15 protein-coding genes are annotated in these 21853 nt (G+C 44.2%); 9 read left to right on the forward strand and 6 right to left on the reverse strand.

Annotated features, from left to right (window positions below; all coding sequences use genetic code 11):
• Positions 1 to 226 precede the first annotated feature (226 nt).
• From NFI81_RS05875 to NFI81_RS05885, 3 genes are all read left to right on the forward strand, one after another.
• Positions 227 to 2923 (forward strand): c-type cytochrome, encoded by a 2697-nt coding sequence (locus NFI81_RS05875; protein WP_234613487.1) that lies wholly within the window; start codon positions 227 to 229, stop codon positions 2921 to 2923.
• 108 nt (positions 2924 to 3031) lie between these two features.
• The gene (locus NFI81_RS05880; protein ID WP_234613486.1) at positions 3032 to 3925 is read left to right on the forward strand and encodes a hydroxypyruvate isomerase family protein; all 894 of its coding nucleotides are present in this window, start codon (positions 3032 to 3034) and stop codon (positions 3923 to 3925) included.
• Between the two features lie 25 nt (positions 3926 to 3950).
• Positions 3951 to 4817, forward strand: coding sequence for a hydroxypyruvate isomerase family protein (locus NFI81_RS05885; RefSeq protein WP_234613485.1), 867 nt, complete (start codon positions 3951 to 3953; stop codon positions 4815 to 4817).
• Positions 4818 to 4845: 28 nt separating this feature from the next.
• Here NFI81_RS05885 and NFI81_RS05890 read toward each other — a convergent pair whose 3' ends face one another.
• From NFI81_RS05890 to gyrA, 3 genes are all read right to left on the reverse strand, one after another.
• Positions 4846 to 5775: a DKNYY domain-containing protein gene (locus NFI81_RS05890; protein WP_234613484.1), complete on the reverse strand. Its 930-nt coding sequence runs from the start codon at positions 5773 to 5775 to the stop codon at positions 4846 to 4848.
• A 1271-nt stretch (positions 5776 to 7046) separates the two neighbouring features.
• The gene (locus NFI81_RS05895; RefSeq protein ID WP_234613483.1) at positions 7047 to 8507 is read right to left on the reverse strand and encodes a tetratricopeptide repeat protein; all 1461 of its coding nucleotides are present in this window, start codon (positions 8505 to 8507) and stop codon (positions 7047 to 7049) included.
• A gap of 73 nt (positions 8508 to 8580) precedes the next feature.
• The gene (gene gyrA, locus NFI81_RS05900) at positions 8581 to 11217 is read right to left on the reverse strand and encodes a DNA gyrase subunit A (RefSeq protein WP_234613482.1); all 2637 of its coding nucleotides are present in this window, start codon (positions 11215 to 11217) and stop codon (positions 8581 to 8583) included.
• 278 nt (positions 11218 to 11495) lie between these two features.
• On the opposite strand from gyrA, the gene NFI81_RS05905 reads away from it, so the two are divergent.
• The 5 genes from NFI81_RS05905 (at position 11496) to NFI81_RS05925 (ending at position 16004) form a co-directional block, all read left to right on the forward strand.
• A complete protein-coding gene (locus NFI81_RS05905; protein ID WP_234613481.1) occupies positions 11496 to 12800 on the forward strand; it encodes a gluconate:H+ symporter in 1305 nt (434 codons plus the stop codon).
• A 34-nt stretch (positions 12801 to 12834) separates the two neighbouring features.
• Entirely contained in the window at positions 12835 to 13311 is a 477-nt protein-coding gene (locus NFI81_RS05910; protein ID WP_082215043.1) for a RidA family protein, read from the forward strand.
• 1 nt (position 13312) lies between these two features.
• Positions 13313 to 14422, forward strand: a complete 1110-nt coding sequence (locus NFI81_RS05915; protein ID WP_234613480.1) for a D-TA family PLP-dependent enzyme — start codon at positions 13313 to 13315, stop codon at positions 14420 to 14422.
• Positions 14423 to 14446: 24 nt separating this feature from the next.
• The gene (locus NFI81_RS05920) at positions 14447 to 15517 is read left to right on the forward strand and encodes a dipeptidase (RefSeq protein WP_234613479.1); all 1071 of its coding nucleotides are present in this window, start codon (positions 14447 to 14449) and stop codon (positions 15515 to 15517) included.
• 235 nt (positions 15518 to 15752) lie between these two features.
• Positions 15753 to 16004, forward strand: a complete 252-nt coding sequence (locus tag NFI81_RS05925) for a hypothetical protein (RefSeq protein WP_234613478.1) — start codon at positions 15753 to 15755, stop codon at positions 16002 to 16004.
• Positions 16005 to 16007: 3 nt separating this feature from the next.
• On the opposite strand, the gene NFI81_RS05930 is transcribed toward NFI81_RS05925, so the two are convergent.
• The 3 genes from NFI81_RS05930 to NFI81_RS05940 all read right to left on the reverse strand — a co-directional run bounded on the left by NFI81_RS05930 (position 16008) and on the right by NFI81_RS05940 (position 19470).
• The gene (locus NFI81_RS05930) at positions 16008 to 16571 is read right to left on the reverse strand and encodes a DinB family protein (RefSeq protein WP_234613477.1); all 564 of its coding nucleotides are present in this window, start codon (positions 16569 to 16571) and stop codon (positions 16008 to 16010) included.
• Positions 16572 to 16641: 70 nt separating this feature from the next.
• Positions 16642 to 17226: a Crp/Fnr family transcriptional regulator gene (locus tag NFI81_RS05935; protein WP_234613476.1), complete on the reverse strand. Its 585-nt coding sequence runs from the start codon at positions 17224 to 17226 to the stop codon at positions 16642 to 16644.
• Positions 17227 to 17232: 6 nt separating this feature from the next.
• Positions 17233 to 19470, reverse strand: a complete 2238-nt coding sequence (locus tag NFI81_RS05940; RefSeq protein WP_234613475.1) for a bifunctional alpha,alpha-trehalose-phosphate synthase (UDP-forming)/trehalose-phosphatase — start codon at positions 19468 to 19470, stop codon at positions 17233 to 17235.
• 403 nt (positions 19471 to 19873) lie between these two features.
• Here NFI81_RS05940 and NFI81_RS05945 point away from each other — a divergent pair, with 403 nt between their 5' ends.
• Positions 19874 to 21586, forward strand: a complete 1713-nt coding sequence (locus NFI81_RS05945) for a tetratricopeptide repeat protein (protein WP_234613473.1) — start codon at positions 19874 to 19876, stop codon at positions 21584 to 21586.
• Positions 21587 to 21853: the final 267 nt, after the last annotated feature.

Genomic DNA, 21853 nt, shown 5'->3' on the forward strand with positions numbered 1-21853 from the left:
CACTCATTTTTTTATTCACTCACTCACTGACTCACTCACTCACTCATTTCACTCATTCAACATTGACTTTTCCCGACACAACAGGATAGTCTAAAGCCCGTTTCCTCTTAATATTGTATCTACCAGATTATTTAAAGTTTTAATTTGCTTTATTTAAGATTGTTACATTTCATTGTCACCCTGAACGAATGCTTTTTTCACATTTACTTTAACTCTTAGCTGTAAAATGTACACTAAAAAACAATGGTCTAAACTTCCTATGACACTCGCCGTGCTGCTTGCAGTAGGCGTTTTCTGCGGAGTTATGCTCAGTAACCGAACCGCTAAACATCGTCCGCCGGGTAACAAGGTTGACAAAATTAAGCTTCCCGAAGGCTTCAAAGCAGAACATTTATATAGTCCTTCCGAAGAAAAAAATGGCTCATGGGTTTCCATGACATTTGACGACAAAGGCAGGATGATCACTTCCGATCAATACGGTGGCTTGTTCCGTCTTGTACTGCCTCCGATTGGCTCCACGGAGAAACCAACTGTGGAAGCATTGAAAGTAGAAGGCGACACGGCAAAGGTGGCTATGGGTTATGCGCATGGTTTGCTATATGCATTCAACAGTCTCTACGTCATGATCAACAACCGTGAAAGCGCCAAATTTCCAAAAGGAAGTGGTTTTTACAGGTTGCAAGACACGGATGGAAACGATCAATATGATAAAATCACGTTGATCAAACCGTTAAAAGGGGAAGGCGAGCACGGGCCACACAGCATTGTGCTTTCACCAGACAAAAAATCGCTTTACGTGGTTGCCGGTAACTTCACCGATCTTCCAAAAATGGACAGCTATCGCCTGATGCCTAACTGGAAGAACGACAACCTTTTTCCATTTATCAAAGACCCTCGCGGCCACGCGGCTGACAGACATGCACCAGGTGGCTGGATTGCGAAAACCGATCCTGACGGAAAATCCTGGGAGTTGGTCAGTGCAGGATATCGTAACTCATACGACATTGCATTCAACGAAGCAGGTGATCTTTTCATTTATGACTCGGATATGGAATGGGATTTCGGTACGCCGTGGTATCGCCCAACCCGCGTTTGTCACGCAACAAGCGGTGGTGACTATGGATGGAGAACCGGATCGGCCAACACATCCCCAGCATTTGCAGACTTCCTTTCCCCAATTATGAACATTGGTCAGGGATCGCCTACGAACCTTATTTATCTGAGTGACGCAAGATTTCCTGCTAAATACAAAAATACGCTGCTGGCATTTGACTGGAGTTTTGGTATCGTTCACGGATTGCATTTGAAACCGAATGGTTCCACTTACTCAGCAGACCACGAAGAATTCCTTTCAGGAGCACCGCTTCCATTGACCGACGGAGCAATTGGTCCTGATGGCGCATTGTATTTTTTAACAGGTGGTCGTCGCCTGGAATCAGATCTTTACCGTGTGTATTATGGTGATTATAAGAACATTCCGGCCGGTGCAAACACGGTTAAGCCTGTTCTTACAACCGAGCACAAGCAACGTACAGACCTGGAAAAATTCCATGCAGTTAAAGATCCAAAAGCAGTTGAAACTTCCTGGCCATACTTGAAAAGTCCGGATCGTTTCTTACGCTTCGCAGCGCGTTTAGCCATTGAGCATCAACCTGTTGCAGAATGGGAAAGCAAAGTGTACGCTGAAAAAGATCCGCAAACATTGATTTATGCATCCATTGCATTAGCGCGTGAAGGCGATTCCACGAAAGTAGGAGGGCCTATTCTGAAAGGTCTGACAAAAATCGATTATGCGAAATTAAACGACCTTCAAAAACAGGCACTTTTACGTGCAGTTGAACTGACCATTTACCGCACAGGACAGCCGGACGCAGAGACCAAACAAGCCATTATTGCTTATTTGAACCCAAAATACCCATCGCCAAGCGCATTGCAAAATCGTTTTTTAAGCAAAATTCTGATCACGCTCGAAGCACCGAAAGCAGTTGAAAAAACACTTGGTCTGATCGCGAAAAATGAGAAATTTGATGATAAGGACAATGAAATGGTAACCGCTTCTGCCGACCTTATCCTTCGAAACCCGCAGTATGGTCTTGACCTGGCTGGTCTTTTGGAAAAAATGCCGCCGCAGCAACAATCCTTCTACGCAATTATGCTCAGCAGTGCTAAAACAGGCTGGACACCTGCTTTGAGCGAACAGTATTTCAAATGGTTCCACAAAGCATTCAGCTATCAGGGCGGTCGCAGCTACATTGGCTTTATTGACAAGGCGCGTCAATTGGCTTTGAAAAATGTACCAAAGGACAAAGTGGAATACTACAACAAGTTGTCTGGCGCTGAATTACTTACAGGAAGCGGTAATGACCTGGTAAAAATGTATTCACCAAAAGGCCCGGGACGCAGCTGGAAACTCGAAGAAGCTGTTGCACTGGTTCAGGATAGTCTTGCTCACCGTGATTTTGACAAAGGAAAGATGATTTTTTCTGCCGTGCTTTGCAACCGTTGCCACGTAATTCAGGGCGAAGGCAATGATGTTGGCCCGGATCTGACGCAATTGGGAACCCGTTTTTCTGCGAAAGACATGCTGGAATCGATCATTGACCCAAATAAAACAATCTCTGATCAATTCGGATCAATTGCTTATACGATGAAAAACGGTGAGTCCATCGTCGGTCGTCAGATCAATGAAGATGCAAATTTCTATTATATTGCACAAAATCCATTTGATTCGAAAACCATCCGGAAACTGGGCAAAAAAGAGGTTGTTTCTACCAAAATGTCAACGGTTTCTGTCATGCTACCTGGCTTGATCAACAGCTTAAATCCAAATGAATTGAGAGATCTTGTTGCTTACCTGATGTCCGGAGGCAATAAAAACAACCCGATTTATACGGAAGCTTCGGCTCCGAAAGGCGGGAAATAGATCATCAATTTTTTGAGTAGATTATGTTTTATTGAGCTTAATATAGTGGTGCAGGGAATCCTTGCACCACTACTTTTTCTATCCAGTTCCACAATTTTCAGCATGCAAATGAAACGTATCGAAAGACGTTCTGTTTTAAAAAATATTGCCGCCGGCGCGGGATTGATTACGCTACCCGTTTCTTTGGCCGATGCATTCGCCGCTTCGGAAAAGGCACTCGGCCCGAAACTAAATGGCAAGATCAATCACTCCGTTTGTAAATGGTGTTACGGAAAAATCCCATTGGAGACTTTCGCACAGGATTGTAAAAAGATCGGGTTAACATCCATTGAACTGCTGGGACCAGCTGAATGGCCGGTTATTAAAAAATACGGTCTTACTTGCGCATTGCCCTGGGGTGAAGGTCTTACCAGAAATATTGAAAAAGGTTTCAATGATCCGGCCAATCACGAAGAACTGATCAAAGGCTTTGAAGATGTAATTCCAAAAGTGCAGGCAGCAGGTTATGACAAGATTATTTGTTTTTCGGGAAACCGCCGCGGAATGTCAGACACTGACGGATTGCGCAATTGCGCCGTAGGATTGAAAAGATTGATTCCGATTGCGGAAAAGCACAATGTAACATTGGTCATGGAATTGCTCAACAGCAAAGTGAATCACCGGGATTACCAGTGCGACCGGACGGAGTGGGGGGCAGCCCTTTGTGAAATGGTCGGCTCGGAAAAATTCAAGTTGCTTTACGACATTTACCATATGCAGATCCAGGAAGGCGACGTAATTGCGACCATCAAAAAATATCACAAATACATTGCCCATTATCACACGGGCGGCGTTCCGGGACGTAACGAAATTGATGAAACGCAGGAATTATATTATCCTTCAATTATGAAGGCAATTGTGGAAACGGGCTACAAAGGCTTTGTAGGTCAGGAGTTTATCCCAAGCCGCAAAGATGACATTGCATCTCTGAAACAGGGTGTTACCATTTGTGACATCGCCTGATATTTCATTTCAAAAAAATACTAACATGTCTACGAGACGATCTGTTTTAAAAAGTTTAGCGGCAGGCACCGGCGTGTTTTCGCTATCCGAAGTTTTTGCTGCTAATGAAAAAGCCCTTGGTGCTAAATTGAATGGTAAGATTAACCATTCCGTTTGTAAATGGTGTTATGGAAAAATTCCTCTGGATACTTTCGCAAAGGAATGTAAAGAAATGGGAATTACATCCATTGAACTCCTGGGGCCGGAAGATTGGCCTACACTCAAAAAATATGGCCTGACTTGTGCGCTGCCAAATGGCGCAGGAATGGGGATCGAGAAAGGTTTTAATGATCTCGCATTACATGATGAGCTAGTGAAAAGCTATGAGGACCTTTTTCCAAAATTGAAAGAAGCTGGTTACACAACGGTCATTTGTTTTTCAGGAAACCGTCGCGGCATGTCAGACATTGACGGTATGCGCAACTGTGCCATCGGACTTAGAAGATTGATGCCATCCGCGGAAAAGTATGGAATTACAATGATCATGGAGTTGCTTAACAGCAAAGTGAATCATAAGGATTACATGTGCGATCACACTGCATGGGGTGCGGGATTATGCGAAATGGTTGGTTCAGAGCACTTTAAGTTGCTTTATGACATCTACCACATGTCCATTATGGAAGGAGATGTGATTGCAACCATCAAAAAATATCATAAATACATTGGACATTATCACACGGGGGGAGTCCCTGGCAGAAATGAGATTGACGAAGGCCAGGAGTTATATTATCCGGCGATCATGAAAGCCATTGTGGAAACGGGCTTCAAAGGTTACGTCGCTCAGGAATTTATTCCAAAACGAGAACCACTGGCTTCGCTGAAACAATGTGTTCAGATTTGCGACATTGCTTAAATGACGAGCAGCGAGATTGTTATAATTATTAATCAAAAACAATCTCGCTGTCGTTACAATATTTGTATTTTTTGCCAGCCGGAAATTTGGCCGGATCTGCATTGGGGACAATTTTATTGTGATGATAAACCCGCTTATCGTCACAACTGCAATGATGCTCTTCGCTTATAATCTTAAACGTTCCGGGATTTGCATCGGTTAATTTCTCGCCACGCCAAAAGACACTCACAGCATCCTTCGTGTAAAATTCAGAGATTACCTGAAAACTTTTCGCATCTGCGTCTTTCAAAATTTCCAGCTTGGTTGTTTCAAGGAGAAAGACTTGTGACTTATCAACCGAATAGCCATGGTCCAGGGGTCTAAATGTTGCAACATCTGCTGAGTCGATTCTGGTCCTGCCAGACATAATGCCTCTGGAATCGCTGTGATAAGAATGATAGCCGACAGTGCCAAGGAATTTCAAACTTTCAGGATCATCGGATACAATTTTGTCTCCACTGTAAACATGCTTGCTGTCTTTTTTCAATCCGCCTTTTGCATCAACATAATGCTGAGCATCGTCCGAAACAATCGAATACCAGGAATAAACGTTGCGAGCATCTTTTCCCCAACCGTATCCCAACACTTCAAACGTTTGACCATCTGCATCTTTGATCCGCCCGCCATTAAAATAAACATGTTTTCCGTCACTGGCATATGACGACGCAAATTCAACATTTGGAAATTTCTCGTCAAGCGTTATAAATGATTTTGCATTAGCGCTCGTCAGCTCAATGAGTTCCGCATTACTAAAACCGCCATACCAATAAGCCTTTCCATTCTTGACATAATAACCTCTGGCAGTCAGCAAGCCGGGCTTGAATCCGGATTTACTGTCCGAACAAGAAAACAGGTTTGAGAAAAATCCAAGTAAGCCCATAATGACAAAAGTTCGTCTGATTTGATTTGTGAGAGCCATGTTAATTCAACGGTTGTTATCCCAAATATGGAAACTTCATTGGGAAATCAAGATTCACAACTCTTAAGTGGCTCCAATATTTACCCAAAGGCTGTTTTTAGGCAAAAGCAAATGCAAAATGAAAATCAGACGCAAGATTGTTATCCATGAAAAAACCAGCATTCGATTCTCAAAATCAGCATACTAGCTCTGCATGGAGGCCAATTTATTGCGCTTAGAATTGGATGAAACTACATATGCTACATAATGTCCCGGAATACTCAAATCTAAGCCTTATAGGATTGGCTTGAATTCTAATATATTTGTTGTATAATTTATATTATGTTAAATAGACTTTCTGAGGAGTAATGTTCATCTAACCGATGGAAAGTTTATATCTACCCCTAGCTCATTGCTTTGCCTTCATGACTGAATAAATGTAAAAATTGGTTTCGGGAATTTACACGAATCAATGGACACACCACTTATTTCTATTGCGCTTTGCACTTACAACGGGCAACGTTATCGCTTTATCCGACCAGGACGACATTTGGCATTATGATAAATTAAAAATACAATTAGCCAATATTACAACCCATCAACTTATTTATCATGATTCAGCATTCATGGACCACTATGGAAATCTGATTAATAAGAAGATGTCCGATGTGATAAATCTATATAGTGGTGACAATCCTAATGTATTTCTTTTTCTGAATTGCGTTTCGGGCCACAGTTGCTTTTTCCGCAAGGCGTTACTTGATGTTATTCTCCCCTTTCATCCTGATCATTTTCACGATCATTGGATTGCCTATGTGGCTGCCAATATTGGCACAGTTCATTATATTTCAGAATGCCTTGTTAATTATAGACAGCACCCTGACAGTTCCACAGATATCCTAAATAAAAGGAAAATTTTAGATAGGCATTACCATGAAAACAGGGATATCAAGAAGTTGGAAAAAGAATTAAACTGGATTCAATATTGCTCAAAATTTAAATATAACAGGAATAATTGTCTCGCAAATGATCTCTCACGTCTGCTTGAACTTCGACTTAAGTCCTACATTTCTATTAAATATGCGAAATTGATTTACAATCATTTTGATTCCTTATACTGTATCCAGAAGAAAAGAAAATCCAAAAGAAACGCATTCATTTATCGGCAAATATGGGGATTAAAATCAAAATTATTATGGAGCCAGATATTCGGTAAATCAAGGAGCTAAAACTCCACAAAAAAAAGCAGCAACTTACGTTGCTGCTTTTTTAACATTATAATGATACACTTCTTATTCCTCAACACAAGCAACTTGTTTAGCTGCAAATTGTTCAAGGACTCCGTTTACAGTGGTTAAGTTTTCCTTAGCTTCTGCTTCGTCTTTTGCCTGAATAGCTTTTTCGAAATATGGCTTCGCTTTCTTGAACTTACCACAAACGCGACCTTCGATTTCTTTACCACGTTGCTGATATTCTGTCATATTCATGTTATCAACTTCACCTTTCAATTGAACGGCTTCGTTGAAATAGAAAACACCCAGGTTATACAATGCATCATAGTTAGCTCCATCGATTTCCAAAGCCTTCTTGTAATTAGCAATCGCTTTGTCGCTCGCATCTTTTTGCTTTGCTTTCAAGTCAGCAAGTTGTTTTTCTCCTCCTGATGAAGCACTGCTTTGTGCAGCTTCCGAAGCAGTTTTAACCTCGCCTTCCATTGTAGCAATGGCCGCTAATGTTTCTTTTTTCTTGGCATTAACATCAGCAAGCTGGCGTTTCAAATCCGCATTTTTTGGCTGCTTCTTAATCAAAGTACCAATACGCTTCACTTCACCGTCATAAACCTCGATCTTGCTTTTTTCAGCTTCAAGGTTTTTTGTCAGACTTGCCGCAGACTTGCTTCCAGTTCCCATTTTCGCGCTCAATTGTTTCACGCTGTCAGCTGCTGTTCTTTGCATGTTATCGTAAAGAATCGCAAGATTCACCACATTCTGAATGTTTTTAGGATCAGCCTGAGCCAAAGCTTCCAGCTCGCTGATCGCTTTTGATTCATTACCCGATGCTAACAGAATGTTCACAACCTCCGCTTTAAGGTCTTTGTTATTAGGCGATTGTGCTAACCCCTTGTTCAGAGCTTCAATTGCTTTATCAAAGTTTTTTTCTTCGCGGTACAATTGCGCTAAACCGTAAAATACACTTGGATCTTTTCCTCCGTTGGCAGCGTATTTTTCAAATTGCTCTTTCGCAACATCTTTCTTGTCAAGCTGCTGCGCTGCAATCCCGCCGTAAAGCGAAGCAAGAGTATCTTTCTTGTTGATCTCCTGCGCAGCTGTGAACATTTCAAGTGCACCAGCCAAATTTTTCGCTTGATATTTTTCAGCTCCCTGCTTTACAAATGCGTTGAAAAGTTGTGAACCTTCACCGCCTGCAATCACATTTTCAGCTTCTTTGGCAGATTTGCCCGGCTCACCTTTTTTAGTCTTATCCAGCTCCACAACCTTTTTATAAGCTTCCAAAGACGTTTTGGCTGCGCTGGAATCTACTTCCGAACCTTGCAGAGCTATATTTTCATATAATTTTGCTCTTTCCATCCAAAATGAAGCTTTTGCGCTACTCTTCGGATCACTCAGGTCTTTATCGCTTTTCTCTTTATCCTTACGAAACTGATCCACTACCAGCTTGTTCGCAGCATCGTCCTGCGCGAACGCTGACATACTGAAAAGGCTTAGTGCAGAAACAAAAAACAGTTTTTTCATAAATATTAGACTTTGGTTGTGATTGATTGTTCGAATTTTAAATATAAATCAATTAATATAAATTTTACAAAAATCATGCCTCTGGCTCGTCAAAGGTATCATTCTCATCATCTTCTTCCTCATCGTCGTCAATCACATCCTCTTCATCATCCAATTCTTCCGCCTGCTCATCCGCCGAAACGATGATCATATCCGAAGTTCCTTCCACAACAGCAGATGGTATAACATTGCCATCCTCATCCAGTTCCTCGGCCTTTTCGTCGGGATCTTTCAGGATTCTTGTTACTGAAGTGATTTCATCCGAATTGTTCAAACGGATCAATTTAACTCCCTGTGTATTACGGCCCGCCAGACGAATATCCAGCACGCTCATACGGATGGCAATTCCATTTCTGGTAATGATCATCAGGTCGTCCTGCTCGGTAACTTCGCGAATGGCAACCAATTTACCGACTTTGTCGGTCGCGTTCATTGTAGAAACCCCTTTTCCGCCACGCTTGGTAATCCGGTAACTGTCAATTGCTGAACGTTTTCCGAAACCATTTTCAGAAACAACCAGCAGCTGGGCATCCTCGCGGTTGATACAAACCATTCCGATCACCTTATTATCAGGATCATTCAGGTTGATACCACGCACACCTGCGGCAGTTCTTCCCATCGGGCGAACACCTTTCTCATTGAAACGAACCGCACGTCCAGCGCTGGATGCAATTACAATGTCATTGTCTCCATTAGTCAGCGCAACATTCAGCAGCCTGTCACCTTCATTGATAGAGATGGCGATAATACCATTTGTTCTCGGACGTGAATAGGCTTCAAGCAAGGTTTTCTTAATTGTGCCCTGCTGCGTACACATTATGAGGTAATTATTGTTGATATAATCCGCATCCGCCAATGTGCGAACGTTGATCACTGAACGAATGGAATCTCCATTTTCCAGGCTGATCAAATTTTGGATCGGACGGCCTTTGGATTGCTTACTTCCCTCAGGGACTTCGTAAACCTTCATCCAGAACAACTTACCGTATTCTGTAAAGATCAGCAGGTAATTCAGCATCGTAGCTGAGAAAAGGTGCTCGGTGAAGTCCGTATCCTTGGTTTTTACACCGCGGGAACCAACTCCTCCCCTTGTCTGCGTACGATATTCCGCCAACGGCGTTCTTTTGATATAACCCTCATTTGAAATGGTAATCAACATTTCATCATCCGGGATCATGTCTTCGTCGCTGAATTCTTCTGCTGAGAACTCGATCTTCGTGCGGCGCTCATCGCCGTAACGGTCTTTGATCTCTCCCAATTCCGTTTTGATAATTTCAAATTTCCGGAATTCGTTTGCAAGAATATCTTTCAAGTCGGTGATCAAAACCATGATCTCTTCGTATTCCTTCACGATTTTGTCTCTTTCCAGACCCGTTAACCGTTGTAAACGAAGTTCAAGAATCGCTTTGGCCTGGATCTCGCTCAGCTCAAACGACTCCATCAAGCCTGTTTTCGCTATTTCAGGATCACGTGCATTACGGATCAGCGTGATAACGGCATCCAGGTTATCCAGCGCGATCAGCAAACCTTGCAAAATGTGCGCTCTCTTTTCAGCTTCTCTCAGTTCATACTCAGTACGACGCGTGATGACTACAATCCGGTGATCAACATAATGTTTAATCAGATCTTTCAGATTCAGCGTCACCGGACGTCCTTTTACGAGCGCCACATTGTTCACTCCGAAGCTCGATTGCAGCGGCGTGTATTTGAACAAGTGATTTAATACAATATTAGGAACTGCATCTTTTTTAAGATCAAAAACAATGCGCATTCCGTCACGGTCCGATTCATCACGGATATCCGAAATGCCGTCCAGTTTCTTATCATTAATAAGGCCTGCGATGCGTTCGATCATCGCAGCTTTATTGGTCATGTAAGGGATCTCAGTAATAATGATCTGCTCCCTACCCGTCTTGGAAACCTCAAACTGAGCCTTGGAACGCATAATAATGCTGCCGCGGCCGGTTTCAAAAGCTGACCTTACGCCCTGATAACCATATATAATCCCTCCCGTTGGAAAATCCGGTGCCTTTACATACTCCATCAATTCCGGGATCGTAATCTCGTTATTATCAATGTAAGCCAAAACGCCGTCGATCACCTCCGACAAATTATGAGGCGCCATATTGGTGGCCATCCCCACGGCAATTCCGGAGGAACCATTTACCAATAAATTCGGGAATTTAGCGGGAAGAACAGATGGCTCAGAAAGTGAATCATCAAAGTTGGGTTGAAAATCAACTGTGTCTTTTCCCAGGTCGTTTAATAACTCATCAGCAAGTCGCTTTAATCTTGCTTCGGTATAACGCATGGCCGCCGGATTATCTCCATCCACCGATCCAAAGTTACCCTGGCCGTCCACCAGAGGATAACGCAATGACCACGGCTGCGCCATACGCACCATTGTATTGTAAACAGACGAGTCACCGTGCGGGTGATACTTACCCAAAACCTCCCCTACTATACGAGCCGATTTCTTATGCGAGCGGTTGTAATTAACACCCAAATCCGACATCCCGTACAACACACGCCTGTGAACCGGTTTCAAACCATCGCGAACGTCGGGTAAAGCGCGGGAAATAATAACTGACATCGAGTAATCGATGTATGCTCCACGCATTTCATCCTCAATATTAATGGGGATAATGTTTTCACCAGAAGATTCTGCCATAAAGAATTAGAAAAGAATCAAAAATTTAAACGAGCAATTGAAAAGTGCAACTACCCAATGAATTAATACTATAATGTAAGTTCTAAAAAGTCAAATTTCGCTATTTTAAAGCATTCTAACAAACTATCTTTTGTGCTATTTCAGCATTCCTTTCGTATATCGGTGATCCTTCGGAATTTAACCAAAGAATGCCCTTTCAAAACTTAATTGGCTTCTATCGTTAAATTTTAGTTTCTTCCAGCTTATTACCTAAATGCTTACTTTTTCTCTATTCCATTATGCCCTTATTACTGACATTTATAGCCATACTCACCCTGATTGCACTCATTGCCTGGCTCAAAATTGACACTTTCATCTCATTTTTGCTTGTATCCATCGGACTCGGTCTGGCAAGTGGTCTTGATGTGGAAACGGTCAGCAAGGCTATTCAGAAGGGCGTTGGCGGCACCTTGGGAGATCTCGTTTTGATCGTAGGCTTTGGCGCGATGCTCGGGAAGATGGTGGCGGACAGCGGTGCTGCGCAAAGGATTACAGACGCGCTGATAGGACTTTTCGGGAAAAAATACATTCAATGGGGAATGGCCCTGGCGGGTTTTGTGATTGGCATACCCCTGTTTTATAATGCCGGTTTTGTAATCGTCATTCCTTTGATATTTATGATCAGCGCCACGGCGCGACTTCCATTGTTATATGTAGGTGTTCCCATGCTCTCGGCCTTGTCGGTGGCGCATGGTTACCTCCCGCCCCACCCCTCGCCTGCTGCCATCGCCAGCCAGCTTAATGCGGATCTTGGACAAACATTACTGTATGGGATCATTGTTTCCATTCCCGCCATTGCCGTAGCCGGACCGCTTTTCGGCAGCACGCTGAAACGCTTCCAGCCCAAACCCGACGAAGATCTTTTTAATGTGACGCCCCGCCCCACTACCGAATTACCGGGATTGGGACTCAGCGTTGTAACCGCTTTGCTACCTGTATTTTTATTAACAAGCATGTCGGGTGTGAAGCGCATCTACCCTGATAATAAGATCATTGGCCTGCTGGCAGAGCCTTATTTCGGCATGCTGATCTCTGTATTATTCGCGGCCTATGTTCTGGGAATCCGGCGTGGGATGAAAATGAAAAATGTCAGCAAGTCCATGGAGGAAGCATTCAAAGGTGTTTCGGTAATCCTGCTGATCATTGCCGGAGCCGGGGTATTCAAAGAGATCATGACGGCCAGCGGCGTAAGCACATTCATTGCCGAAAGTTTGAAAGGCGTCGACATTTCGCCGTTGATATTGAGCTGGGGGATTGCTGCTATTATTCGCGTTTGCGTGGGCTCTGCAACCGTCGCCGGACTTACTACTGTGGGCATACTTTCACCGCTTCTGGTGACCTCCGATGTGTCTCCCGAACTGCTCGTATTGTCCATTGGTTCAGGCAGTTTAATGTTCTCGCATTTGAACGATGGCGGCTTTTGGCTATTCAAAGAATACTTTAACCTGAGCATTAAAGACACATTGCTCACCTGGTCTGTTATGGAAACAATTGTGTCTGTAATGGGATTGCTGGGCGTTTTAGTGCTAAATTTGTTCGTCTAGAAATCACAAATCTACATTTACGCATCTACTAATTATGGACAATACGCCTGAATCAAACTTCGCCGCCCTTGGTCTTAATCTTCCTCCAGCTCCTAAACCGCTTGGCGTTTACAAGCCGCTTTTGATCGTGGATAAACGCTGGGTTTACGTTTCAGGTCACGGCACTGTGCAGGATGACGGAACATTGATAAAAGGAAGAATTGGCAAAGATATGGATGCCGATGCAGGCAAACTAGCTGCCCGTCAGGTGGGATTAACGATCCTTTCTACGTTGAAAGCAAATTTGGGAAGCCTCAATCGGATCAAAAGAGTAATTAAAGTGCTGGGCATGGTAAACTGCACGCCCGATTTTGAAAAACATCCTTTCATCATCAACGGATGCAGCGAGCTTTTCGCGAAAATCTGGGGCGAAGAAAACGGGATTGGTGTAAGAAGCGCCGTAGGAATGGGAAGCCTCCCCGATAACATTCCGGTTGAGATTGAAGTGATGTTTGAGCTTGAAGAAAAGTAATATGTGGTTCCAACTAACCAACCCCGAGCGCGTCATTTCCCCTTCACTCCTCTTTTACAAGGAGCGCATTGAAAATAATATCCGCGGAATGGTCAGCATTGCCGGTGATGCCGACAGGCTTATTCCGCATGTGAAAACCCATAAATCCGGTGAGATTGTAAAATTGCAGCTAGCACAGGGAATTAATAAATTTAAATGTGCTACGATCGCAGAAGCCGAAATGCTGGCTGATGCAGGAGCCAAATGGATTTTGCTGGCTTACCAGATGGTTGGCCCAAACATTGAGCGGTTGCAGGCATTGCGCAACAAATTCGCAGATGTGACATTCGCTTCGCTGGTTGACAATGAAAAATCAGCAGATGACCTGAATGAATCGGGCACTGCTAATGATGTTATTTTCAACGTTTTTATTGATGTCAACAATGGTATGAACCGCTCCGGTCACGTTACGGATGGCACATTGCTTTCGCTATATCGTTATGTTTCGGGACTTCCCAACGTTGCGTTCAGCGGCGTCCACGTTTACGACGGACATTTACGTGATCCTGAATTCACCGACAGAAAAGTGGCTGTGGATGAAGCATTTGACAAAGTCCTGCCGCTTTTCGATCTGATCAAAAACCACACAGGAACCAGCCCGATGATCATCGCCGGCGGTTCTCCTTCTTTCACCGTGCACGCCATGCGACCCGACGTGTTTTTAAGTCCCGGCACAAATGTGCTTTGGGACTGGGGCTATGGCGACCGGTTTGACGGCCAACCATTCCAGCATGCAGCATTGGTGCTCACACGCGTTGTTTCCAAACCAACAGCCGGCATTGTCACGATCGATCTTGGCCACAAGGCCATTGCGCCTGAAAGCCCGATCGAAAGTCGTTTCAAATTGCTGAATCTGCCCAGCTACACTTTAATCGGGCAAAGCGAGGAACATGGTGTTTTGCAGGTTACGCAGGATGTGTGGGACGCCACGCAGATTGGAGATGTGTTTTATGCATTGCCTTTTCACGTTTGCCCTACCGTCGCGCTGCATGATTTTGCTTCCATTATCGAACACGGCGAAGTCACCGAAGAGTGGAAAATTGTAGCCCGAAACAGACGCATTACTATTTAATACCGAATTCCTAAACAACAAAAAATGTTTCTTTTTGACGCCCATCTCGACCTTTCCATGAACGCCGTGGAATGGAACCGGGATCTTACCCAGGACCTGAATGCCATCAGACAACGTGAAGCAAACCTGACCGACAAGCCCGATCGCGGCAAAGGTGTGGTGAGTTTTCCGGAAATGCGAAAAGGGAACATTGGCATGTGTGTAGCCACTCAGATTGCCCGTTTCGTCAAACTAGACAGCAAAATTCCGGGTTGGCATTCGCAGGCGCAGGCATGGGCGCAGACCCAGGCGCAAATTGCGTGGTACAAAGCCATGGAAGAAGCCGGCGAAATGGTGCAGATAGTTGACCTGCCCGGTTTACACAAACATTTGGAGCTCTGGGAAAACGCCGCATCCACTGAAAATCTGCCGATTGGATACATTCTGAGCCTGGAAGGAGCCGATTCTTTTATTAGTCTTAAAAACCTTGAAATAGCTTATCAATACGGCTTGCGCGCGATCGGTCCGGCACATTATGGCCCCGGGATTTATGCCTATGGCACGGATTCAGATCAGTCATTGTCGCAAAAAGGCAAAGACCTGCTGCGTGAAATGGAAAAGCTGAATATGATCCTGGACGCAACGCATTTGTGCGACACGGCGTTTTGGGAAGCACTGGACATTTTCAAAGGGCCGGTTTGGGCAAGTCATAATCTGGTCCGGAAGATCACGCCGCATAACCGGCAGTTTTCAGATGAAATGATCCGGGAATTACTGGAACGAAAGGCTGTTATCGGTATGGCATTTGATGCGTGGATGATGGTTCCAGGCTGGGTTCGCGGCAAGTCTACGCCCGAAAGCATGGGATTAAAAATCGAACACGTCGCGGAACATATTGACCACATCTGCCAGTTGGCCGGAAATGCACTGCATGTCGGGATCGGTTCTGATCTGGATGGCGCTTATGGAAAAGAACAGTCGCCGATGGATCTCGACTCTATTGCCGACCTCCAAACGATTACCGGCATCTTGTCTGCACGAGGTTACTCTACAACGGATATTGAACAAATTATGTGGCGTAACTGGGTTGATTTTCTGGACCGTAGCTGGAAATAATGTGCTTAGGAAAAATCTAATAAAATCTTAATATTCCAATAATATTTTTTAGACAAAAGCTTTGCAACTTGCATCAGGGTTGCGAAGCTTTTTTGTTTTCAGTTTTAAGAAAAATTAACATTTGTCTATTTGGAATTATTATAAATAAGAACCATCTTTGATAAAAGTAGCCGGGACAGATCCTGGCAAGTTACAGGACTTCATTAAAGGCTATCCTTCATAATTTTTGAACAACATGCGTAATACATATAAAATTTCATTTCGAACCAAGATAAAAAACAACAAATCCTTCCAGCGATTGCACGATTGCCTGAAACAACTCAATGTTAAACACTGGGCTTACGACTTCCAGGATTTGTTGCTGACCCTTACCTCCGAACTTTCTGACTTTACAAAAATTCAGGCAGTTTTACGTTCAGCCGGCTACGTTTGTCACTTTGTAAAACTTGAAAATCTGAGTGAGCCGAAAGGCCTTTCGTTAAGTTAAATTTTAGACCGCTTTTTCGCGGATCAAATTCCGTTTCGCTTGCTGCATATGCCGCTCATTGTGAGCGATCAAAAACTGAAAAACATCTCCAAGCCGAAGCTTTATCAGCTTGGAGATGGATATCGGGATTTTAAGTTTGTTCAAATCCTTCTTGCGTGCTTGGCTCAAATAGCTCATTACGAGCTCCTGTTGCCGAAGAAACTCCCCTACTACATTCGCAGCGTTCAGATCCGAAGCCGGAATGTGGCCTTTCATAGCTTTGTACTTCTTTTTCCCCGTTTCCGGGTCCATCATTTTTGTAAAATAAGCGCCAAACCAGGTGCTCGTGAATTCTGCAACGTTTGCGTCTTCTGAATTCAAGATTTGCTTTTCAATGTGAGGTAAATAAAAGTCGCCGTAACTATTCAGGTGGTCGAGACATTGTGCAATGCTCCACCCACCGGTTGCAGATGGCATATTAAGAAACTTGTCGCTTCTGTTTTGAAATAGGGCAATGGTTTCAGAAATGTGCCCTTCTACCCTATCTTCCAGTGTCCTGAGGAGTTCAGTTTTGTTTACAGGTTTCATTTTGCTTTGTGTTTTTGTAATGCAAAATTGAAACCTGCGCAGGAATAAATGATTGGTAAAAACCAACATTTCAAATTCTGATCTTATTTACCAGCTTGCTGAAATTGGTCGCGTCGATGCCGAGATAATTCGCCAGATACTTGTGCGGAACTAGCTGCAATATATGCGGGCTGCGACGAAGCAGGTTGCGGAATTTTTCTTCTGAAGAGAAGCATTGCACCTCGACCAACCTTTCCAATATGCCTGAAAGCGTCTGGGTAACGCCAAGTCGGACCATATCGGCTATTTCCGGGCGCCTGGCCATTAATGCTTCCAGATCCTGCCTGGGTGCGCGCAGAAATTCCGACGGTGTGAGCGTCTCAAAATAATACCGCGAAGGCTGTCCCAAAAGCAGCGAATCCACCACGCCGCCGAAAGATGGTGGATACATAAAAGCAAGCGTCGCCTCACGGCTTTGATCATCCAGATAATAAACGCGCTGAATGCCCTTTGTTACAAAATACAAATGGTTCTCCGTTTGCCCGGCAGGTGTAACCACTTCCTTACGCCCCGCCGAATACGGTTTCCAAATGCCCGAAAACGCGTACCAGTCTTCATCACTCAGCGGCCTGACCGATTCTATGAGTTTTCGCAAAAGCCGCAGCTCGTCTTGCATAACATGTTATTCCCCAATCGATGAAACCATAAAGTTAAGGAAATGAAAAACTTCTTCCTGACTTCTGATGTGGTTTCTCGCGGCAGAAAGGTCGTCCCCGATCTTGATCGTGTAAGCAGTATCGGGCAAAGCTTCGAACATGTCTTCGTCTGTTGTGTCGTCGCCGATGGCCAGCACGAAATCATAGTCTCCGTTTTCAACAAATGCCCGGGACGCTGTTCCCTTGTTAAATGCAGTCTTTTTAACTTCGACAACTTTGCTACCATCGATAACCTGCAAGTTTAACTCGGGTTGAATGTAGTTTTTCAGCTGCCATAGTAACTCCTGTGCACGTCTCTGCGCGTATTCTTTTTCATCTGCGGTCCGGTAATGCCACGCAAGGGAAGTTTCTTTTTCTTCTACAAAAGCCCCAGGGCATCTTTTGGCATAAATATCCATAATCGGACGAATGCTCTCTTTCCAGTTTTCTTCATAACTCTCATTCAGGACCCACACATCACTTCCCTTCGTGCGGGTAAGCGCCCCATGTTCGGCAATGATGTGAACAGGGAGGTCCCGGAACAGGTTATCCAAAAAGTGACGGTCGCGTCCGCTAATGATGATGACGGTGTCTCTTTTGGCGATTTCAAGAATCAGTTTCTTGACATCTTCGGAAACAATTGCCTTAGCGGGATCCGGGACAATGGGCGCCAGCGTTCCATCATAGTCAAAAAACAGAATGCGGTTAGTTGCGTTTGCATACGCATGACGGATTGCGTCGATGCCTTTATTGGTAAGAAACACCTGTCTCAGGCGTTCATGTTCTTGTTCAAGCATGGTCATCTGTGTAAAAAAATCTTCGGTCCAGGCGAAAACGTCATAATCTTTGATCCGTTCCCGCATGGCATCCATTCGTTTTGTCTGCTCTTCCTCCGGCATCTCGAAAGCATTCTTGATTGCATCGGCAATGTCCTGAATGTCCAAGGGGTTGATAATCAGCGCTTCACCTAATTCGGCAGCCGCACCGGCCATCTCACTCAATATCAAAACACCTTTACGGTCCTTCCGGCTGGCGACATATTCCTTGCAAACCAGGTTCATCCCATCCCGCACAGGCGTAATCAATGCAACGTCGCTCACGGTATACATTCCCACCAATTCGTGATAAGGCATTGAGCGATACTGATATATGATGGGTTGCCAGTAAATATTGCCATAATCAGCATTGATCCGGCCAACGGTCTGATCGATCTCGGACTTCATTTGCTGATATTGTTCAATGGTGTCCCGTGAAGGAACCACAACCATTACAAACGAAACCTTTTCATGCCACTCCGGATATCTTTCCAGGAAACGCTGAAAGCCGCGCAACCGGTGAATGATCCCTTTGGAATAATCCAGCCGGTCGACTGAAAAAATGATCTTTTGGTTCAGTGAATGCCTCGCATCGTTGCGTGCATCGGCCACCATTGGATCGTCATAGGCATCATTAAATTTGTCAAAGTCCACGCTGATCGGAAAAGAATCCACTTTTACGATCCGGTTGCTCATATTAATGTAATGCAGCTTGTTGCCATACCCGGAAACAAGCCGCGCGGCTTTCAAAAAGTATTCAACGTAATCATTGGTATGGAAGCCAACAACATCTGCGCCTAAAATCCCATCCACAATGGCTTTGCGCCATTTAACTGGCAACAGGCGAAACAATTCAAAAGACGGAAAGGGGATATGAAAGAAGAAGCCGATCTTGTTGTCCGGATATTTCTGACGGATCATCTCGGGTAGCAGCATTAATTGGTAATCCTGCACCCAGATCACGTCGCCGGGCTGAATGATCTCATCTATTTTATCAAAAAACAGTCTGTTAGCGATCTGATAGGCTTCAAAATATTCGTCATCAAACCGTGCGAGCGACGGGAAATAGTGGCATAAAGGCCAGATCAGGTTATTGCAGAAGCCTTCATAATATTTTTCATTGACATCCTCGGGAATAAAAACGGGATGTGCCTGAAAGTCTTCATTGGTAAGTGATTGTCCTTCCAGCTCTTCACGCGTATTTTCCGAAAACCCGATCCACTGGATCTTGTCATCTGAACTAAAAACCGGGCCGTTTTTATTCTTCACCAATGACAGTACAGCCGAAACGAGGCCTCCTGAATTTTGGAATAATTGTGCCTGATCGTTTTCACGAACGATTTTGAATGGCAATCGATAGGCTACAATTACTAATCTTCCGGCGTTTTTTTGTTGTTTTAAATTTTCCATAGAACCCCAATAAAACTAAAAAACCTATGCCAAGCATCATTTTTGGCGCATTGAAAATCAAAATTTGATGTCGTCCGGATTTGTATTAGCTTAGCACCTGCAACCTCTTCCATCATTTTATCGGAACCGATTTATCGTGGCACCAACTGTTCAAAGTTGAGTGCAAGCAATTGATTTTGCTGTTTTCCATGAATTAAAGTGATGGCTGAACACAAATACAGGTGTGAAAACCTTAGATTAGTCACGGACTACAATTGTGTAATCGCAGATTAATACTGTGCCACTCTTTGTTGTGGGTTGCAGGCGGCCAGCAATGGCCGCCATTTTTTACCCTTGTTCCTCCCGTTTCGCCGGTGGGGAATGAAAATACCAACAAACCGAACTTAACCTTCCTTAAAACTAAATGAAACGCATTTTTAGCAGATGTTTCATTATCGTGTGCCTTCTATTCTCAGCGCTTTCTGCTGATGCCCAGTTTGATCACATTATAAACAAGACCCACGCCGAGCGCTATACGGACCTACGCAAGTTTATCGACTCAAACATCTACACGGATAGAGGCCCGGAAGCTTATAAATCACTCGAAACCCTGAAAAAGGTGGCGCTCCGGAACAACGATCAGGATTTAGTTATGGAAGCCGACCTGATGCGGATCATGCTGGATCGTGAAGTGCATAAGGACATGAAAAAAAAGCATATCCTCGATTTGAAAGCATTGATTGCCAAGTCTCAGAAAGCGGGGAATATGCAAATTCACCTTCGGTCCCGCAGACATCTTGCGCATTTTTACTGGTACGAAACTAAAAACTACGAGCGCGCATTTGAGGAATATCTCACAATACACCCATTGTTGAAAAAAATCTCTGAAAAGGACTTTCCTGAAAAGGCGTATTTTCTGTCACAGATCGGAGAAGCTTATTATTTTTTCGCCGATTACAAAAATGCGATCAGCTTTTCGCGGGAAGCACTGACGGTGGACGTGATCCGGGACCACCGCGGGGTGCACAACATGGCCATGAACACTATCGGGCTGAGTTATATGAAGACAGATCTGCTCAATTCTGCGGATATTTATTTCAAAAAGATATTGTCAAATGTCGGGATCGGCGACTATGCTGTCTGGAAAGGCATTGCACAGGGAAACCTGGGAAGAACGGCTTACCTGCGTGGAAAATACGACGAAGCAGTTCCCCTTTTAGAAGCTTGTGTTGATAGAGCGGTCATTATATCAGACCACACCCAGGCCGCCGCGGCGCTGACTCTGCTTTCAGACATTTACTTTCGACAAAACAACATCAGCAAAGCAGAAAAGACCATTCATGAGGCCCAGAAATATGTGTGGCTTTCGCGTATAAAGCAGCCACTTGAACTGCTTTACCAGGTTTTCGGAAAGATCAATGCGGCCAAAGGCAACTTTGTGCTGACCAACATGTATCTGGATTCAGCTACCATTACGCGCAATGCTTTCGAAAAGGATTTCAATGCCATGCAAATGCTGCGGGCGAGTGAAAAGGCTCAATTACAGGCACATAAGGCAGATATGGAACGCGTGGCTGCCGAAAAGCAGATCAAAACGCTGGAACGTAACATCCTGCTGACACTCGTGTTGCTGCTGCTCATGGTTGCCTTGTATTTTTACAAAACCTACTATTACAAAACGCGGGAAAAGCAACGCATCATTAATGACCAGCTGAAAAAAGCCGAGCAGGAACTTACTTTTGCAACCATTCAGCTCGAAGAATTTACCAGAAGCATTTCTGAGAAGAATCTGTTGGTGGAAGAGCTCAGCGCCCGGTACAGCATTAACGGCAGCGAGGAAACGGTTCAGGAGTTACAAAAAATCACCATTCTTACCGACGAACAATGGGAGTATTTCAGGACGCTTTTTGAAAAAATCCATGTCGGCTATTTATCCAGGTTAAGGGCGAAACTGCCCGGCCTCACTCCTGCCGAAACCCGTTTTATGGCGCTCGCCAGGCTCGATCTTACTTACAAGGAAATGGCCAGCACGCTCGGAATTTCCGTACAGAGCGTCCGCGTGATCCGCCACAGGATCCGAAAAAAACTCAATCTTCCGGAAGAGGCCGATTTAAAAGATGTGGTGTCTACAATCTGAGGGAGTAATAGAGAATTTAATTATAGGGATAACTATCAAGCTGTCAAGTCATTTCAAATTGGAATGTTTTTGGAATGCCCCTATTTCATGACTCCAAGGAGATATTTCTACATTTGACTTGTTAGACATCTTCTCTGTGAAATCCATGCGACTGGTTAAGTACAAGTATTTCTTTTTGCAATCTTTCCTGCTTATTCTCTTATTGATTCTTTCAGTTTGCCGGTGGCACAGCGGACAAGTGGGGAACGCGCAAAAAAAAGCTCGGAT

Origin of the sequence: Dyadobacter fanqingshengii, assembly GCF_023822005.2 — a bacterium.
In the GTDB taxonomy this organism is placed as follows: Bacteria; Bacteroidota; Bacteroidia; order Cytophagales; family Spirosomataceae; genus Dyadobacter; species Dyadobacter fanqingshengii.

Excerpts from the sequence above, each read along its gene's own strand:
- NFI81_RS05895 (WP_234613483.1), bottom strand. The coding sequence starts at position 8,507 with ATGAAAAAACTGTTTTTTGTTTCTGCACTAAGCCTTTTCAGTATGTCA.
- NFI81_RS05920 (WP_234613479.1), top strand. The coding sequence starts at position 14,447 with ATGTTTCTTTTTGACGCCCATCTCGACCTTTCCATGAACGCCGTGGAA.
- NFI81_RS05925 (WP_234613478.1), top strand. The coding sequence starts at position 15,753 with ATGCGTAATACATATAAAATTTCATTTCGAACCAAGATAAAAAACAAC.
- NFI81_RS05905 (WP_234613481.1), top strand. The coding sequence starts at position 11,496 with ATGCCCTTATTACTGACATTTATAGCCATACTCACCCTGATTGCACTC.
- NFI81_RS05880 (WP_234613486.1), top strand. The coding sequence starts at position 3,032 with ATGAAACGTATCGAAAGACGTTCTGTTTTAAAAAATATTGCCGCCGGC.
- NFI81_RS05945 (WP_234613473.1), top strand. The coding sequence starts at position 19,874 with ATGAAACGCATTTTTAGCAGATGTTTCATTATCGTGTGCCTTCTATTC.
- NFI81_RS05940 (WP_234613475.1), bottom strand. The coding sequence starts at position 19,470 with ATGGAAAATTTAAAACAACAAAAAAACGCCGGAAGATTAGTAATTGTA.
- NFI81_RS05910 (WP_082215043.1), top strand. The coding sequence starts at position 12,835 with ATGGACAATACGCCTGAATCAAACTTCGCCGCCCTTGGTCTTAATCTT.
- NFI81_RS05935 (WP_234613476.1), bottom strand. The coding sequence starts at position 17,226 with ATGCAAGACGAGCTGCGGCTTTTGCGAAAACTCATAGAATCGGTCAGG.
- gyrA (WP_234613482.1), bottom strand. The coding sequence starts at position 11,217 with ATGGCAGAATCTTCTGGTGAAAACATTATCCCCATTAATATTGAGGAT.
- NFI81_RS05930 (WP_234613477.1), bottom strand. The coding sequence starts at position 16,571 with ATGAAACCTGTAAACAAAACTGAACTCCTCAGGACACTGGAAGATAGG.
- NFI81_RS05885 (WP_234613485.1), top strand. The coding sequence starts at position 3,951 with ATGTCTACGAGACGATCTGTTTTAAAAAGTTTAGCGGCAGGCACCGGC.
- NFI81_RS05915 (WP_234613480.1), top strand. The coding sequence starts at position 13,313 with ATGTGGTTCCAACTAACCAACCCCGAGCGCGTCATTTCCCCTTCACTC.
- NFI81_RS05875 (WP_234613487.1), top strand. The coding sequence starts at position 227 with ATGTACACTAAAAAACAATGGTCTAAACTTCCTATGACACTCGCCGTG.
- NFI81_RS05890 (WP_234613484.1), bottom strand. The coding sequence starts at position 5,775 with ATGGCTCTCACAAATCAAATCAGACGAACTTTTGTCATTATGGGCTTA.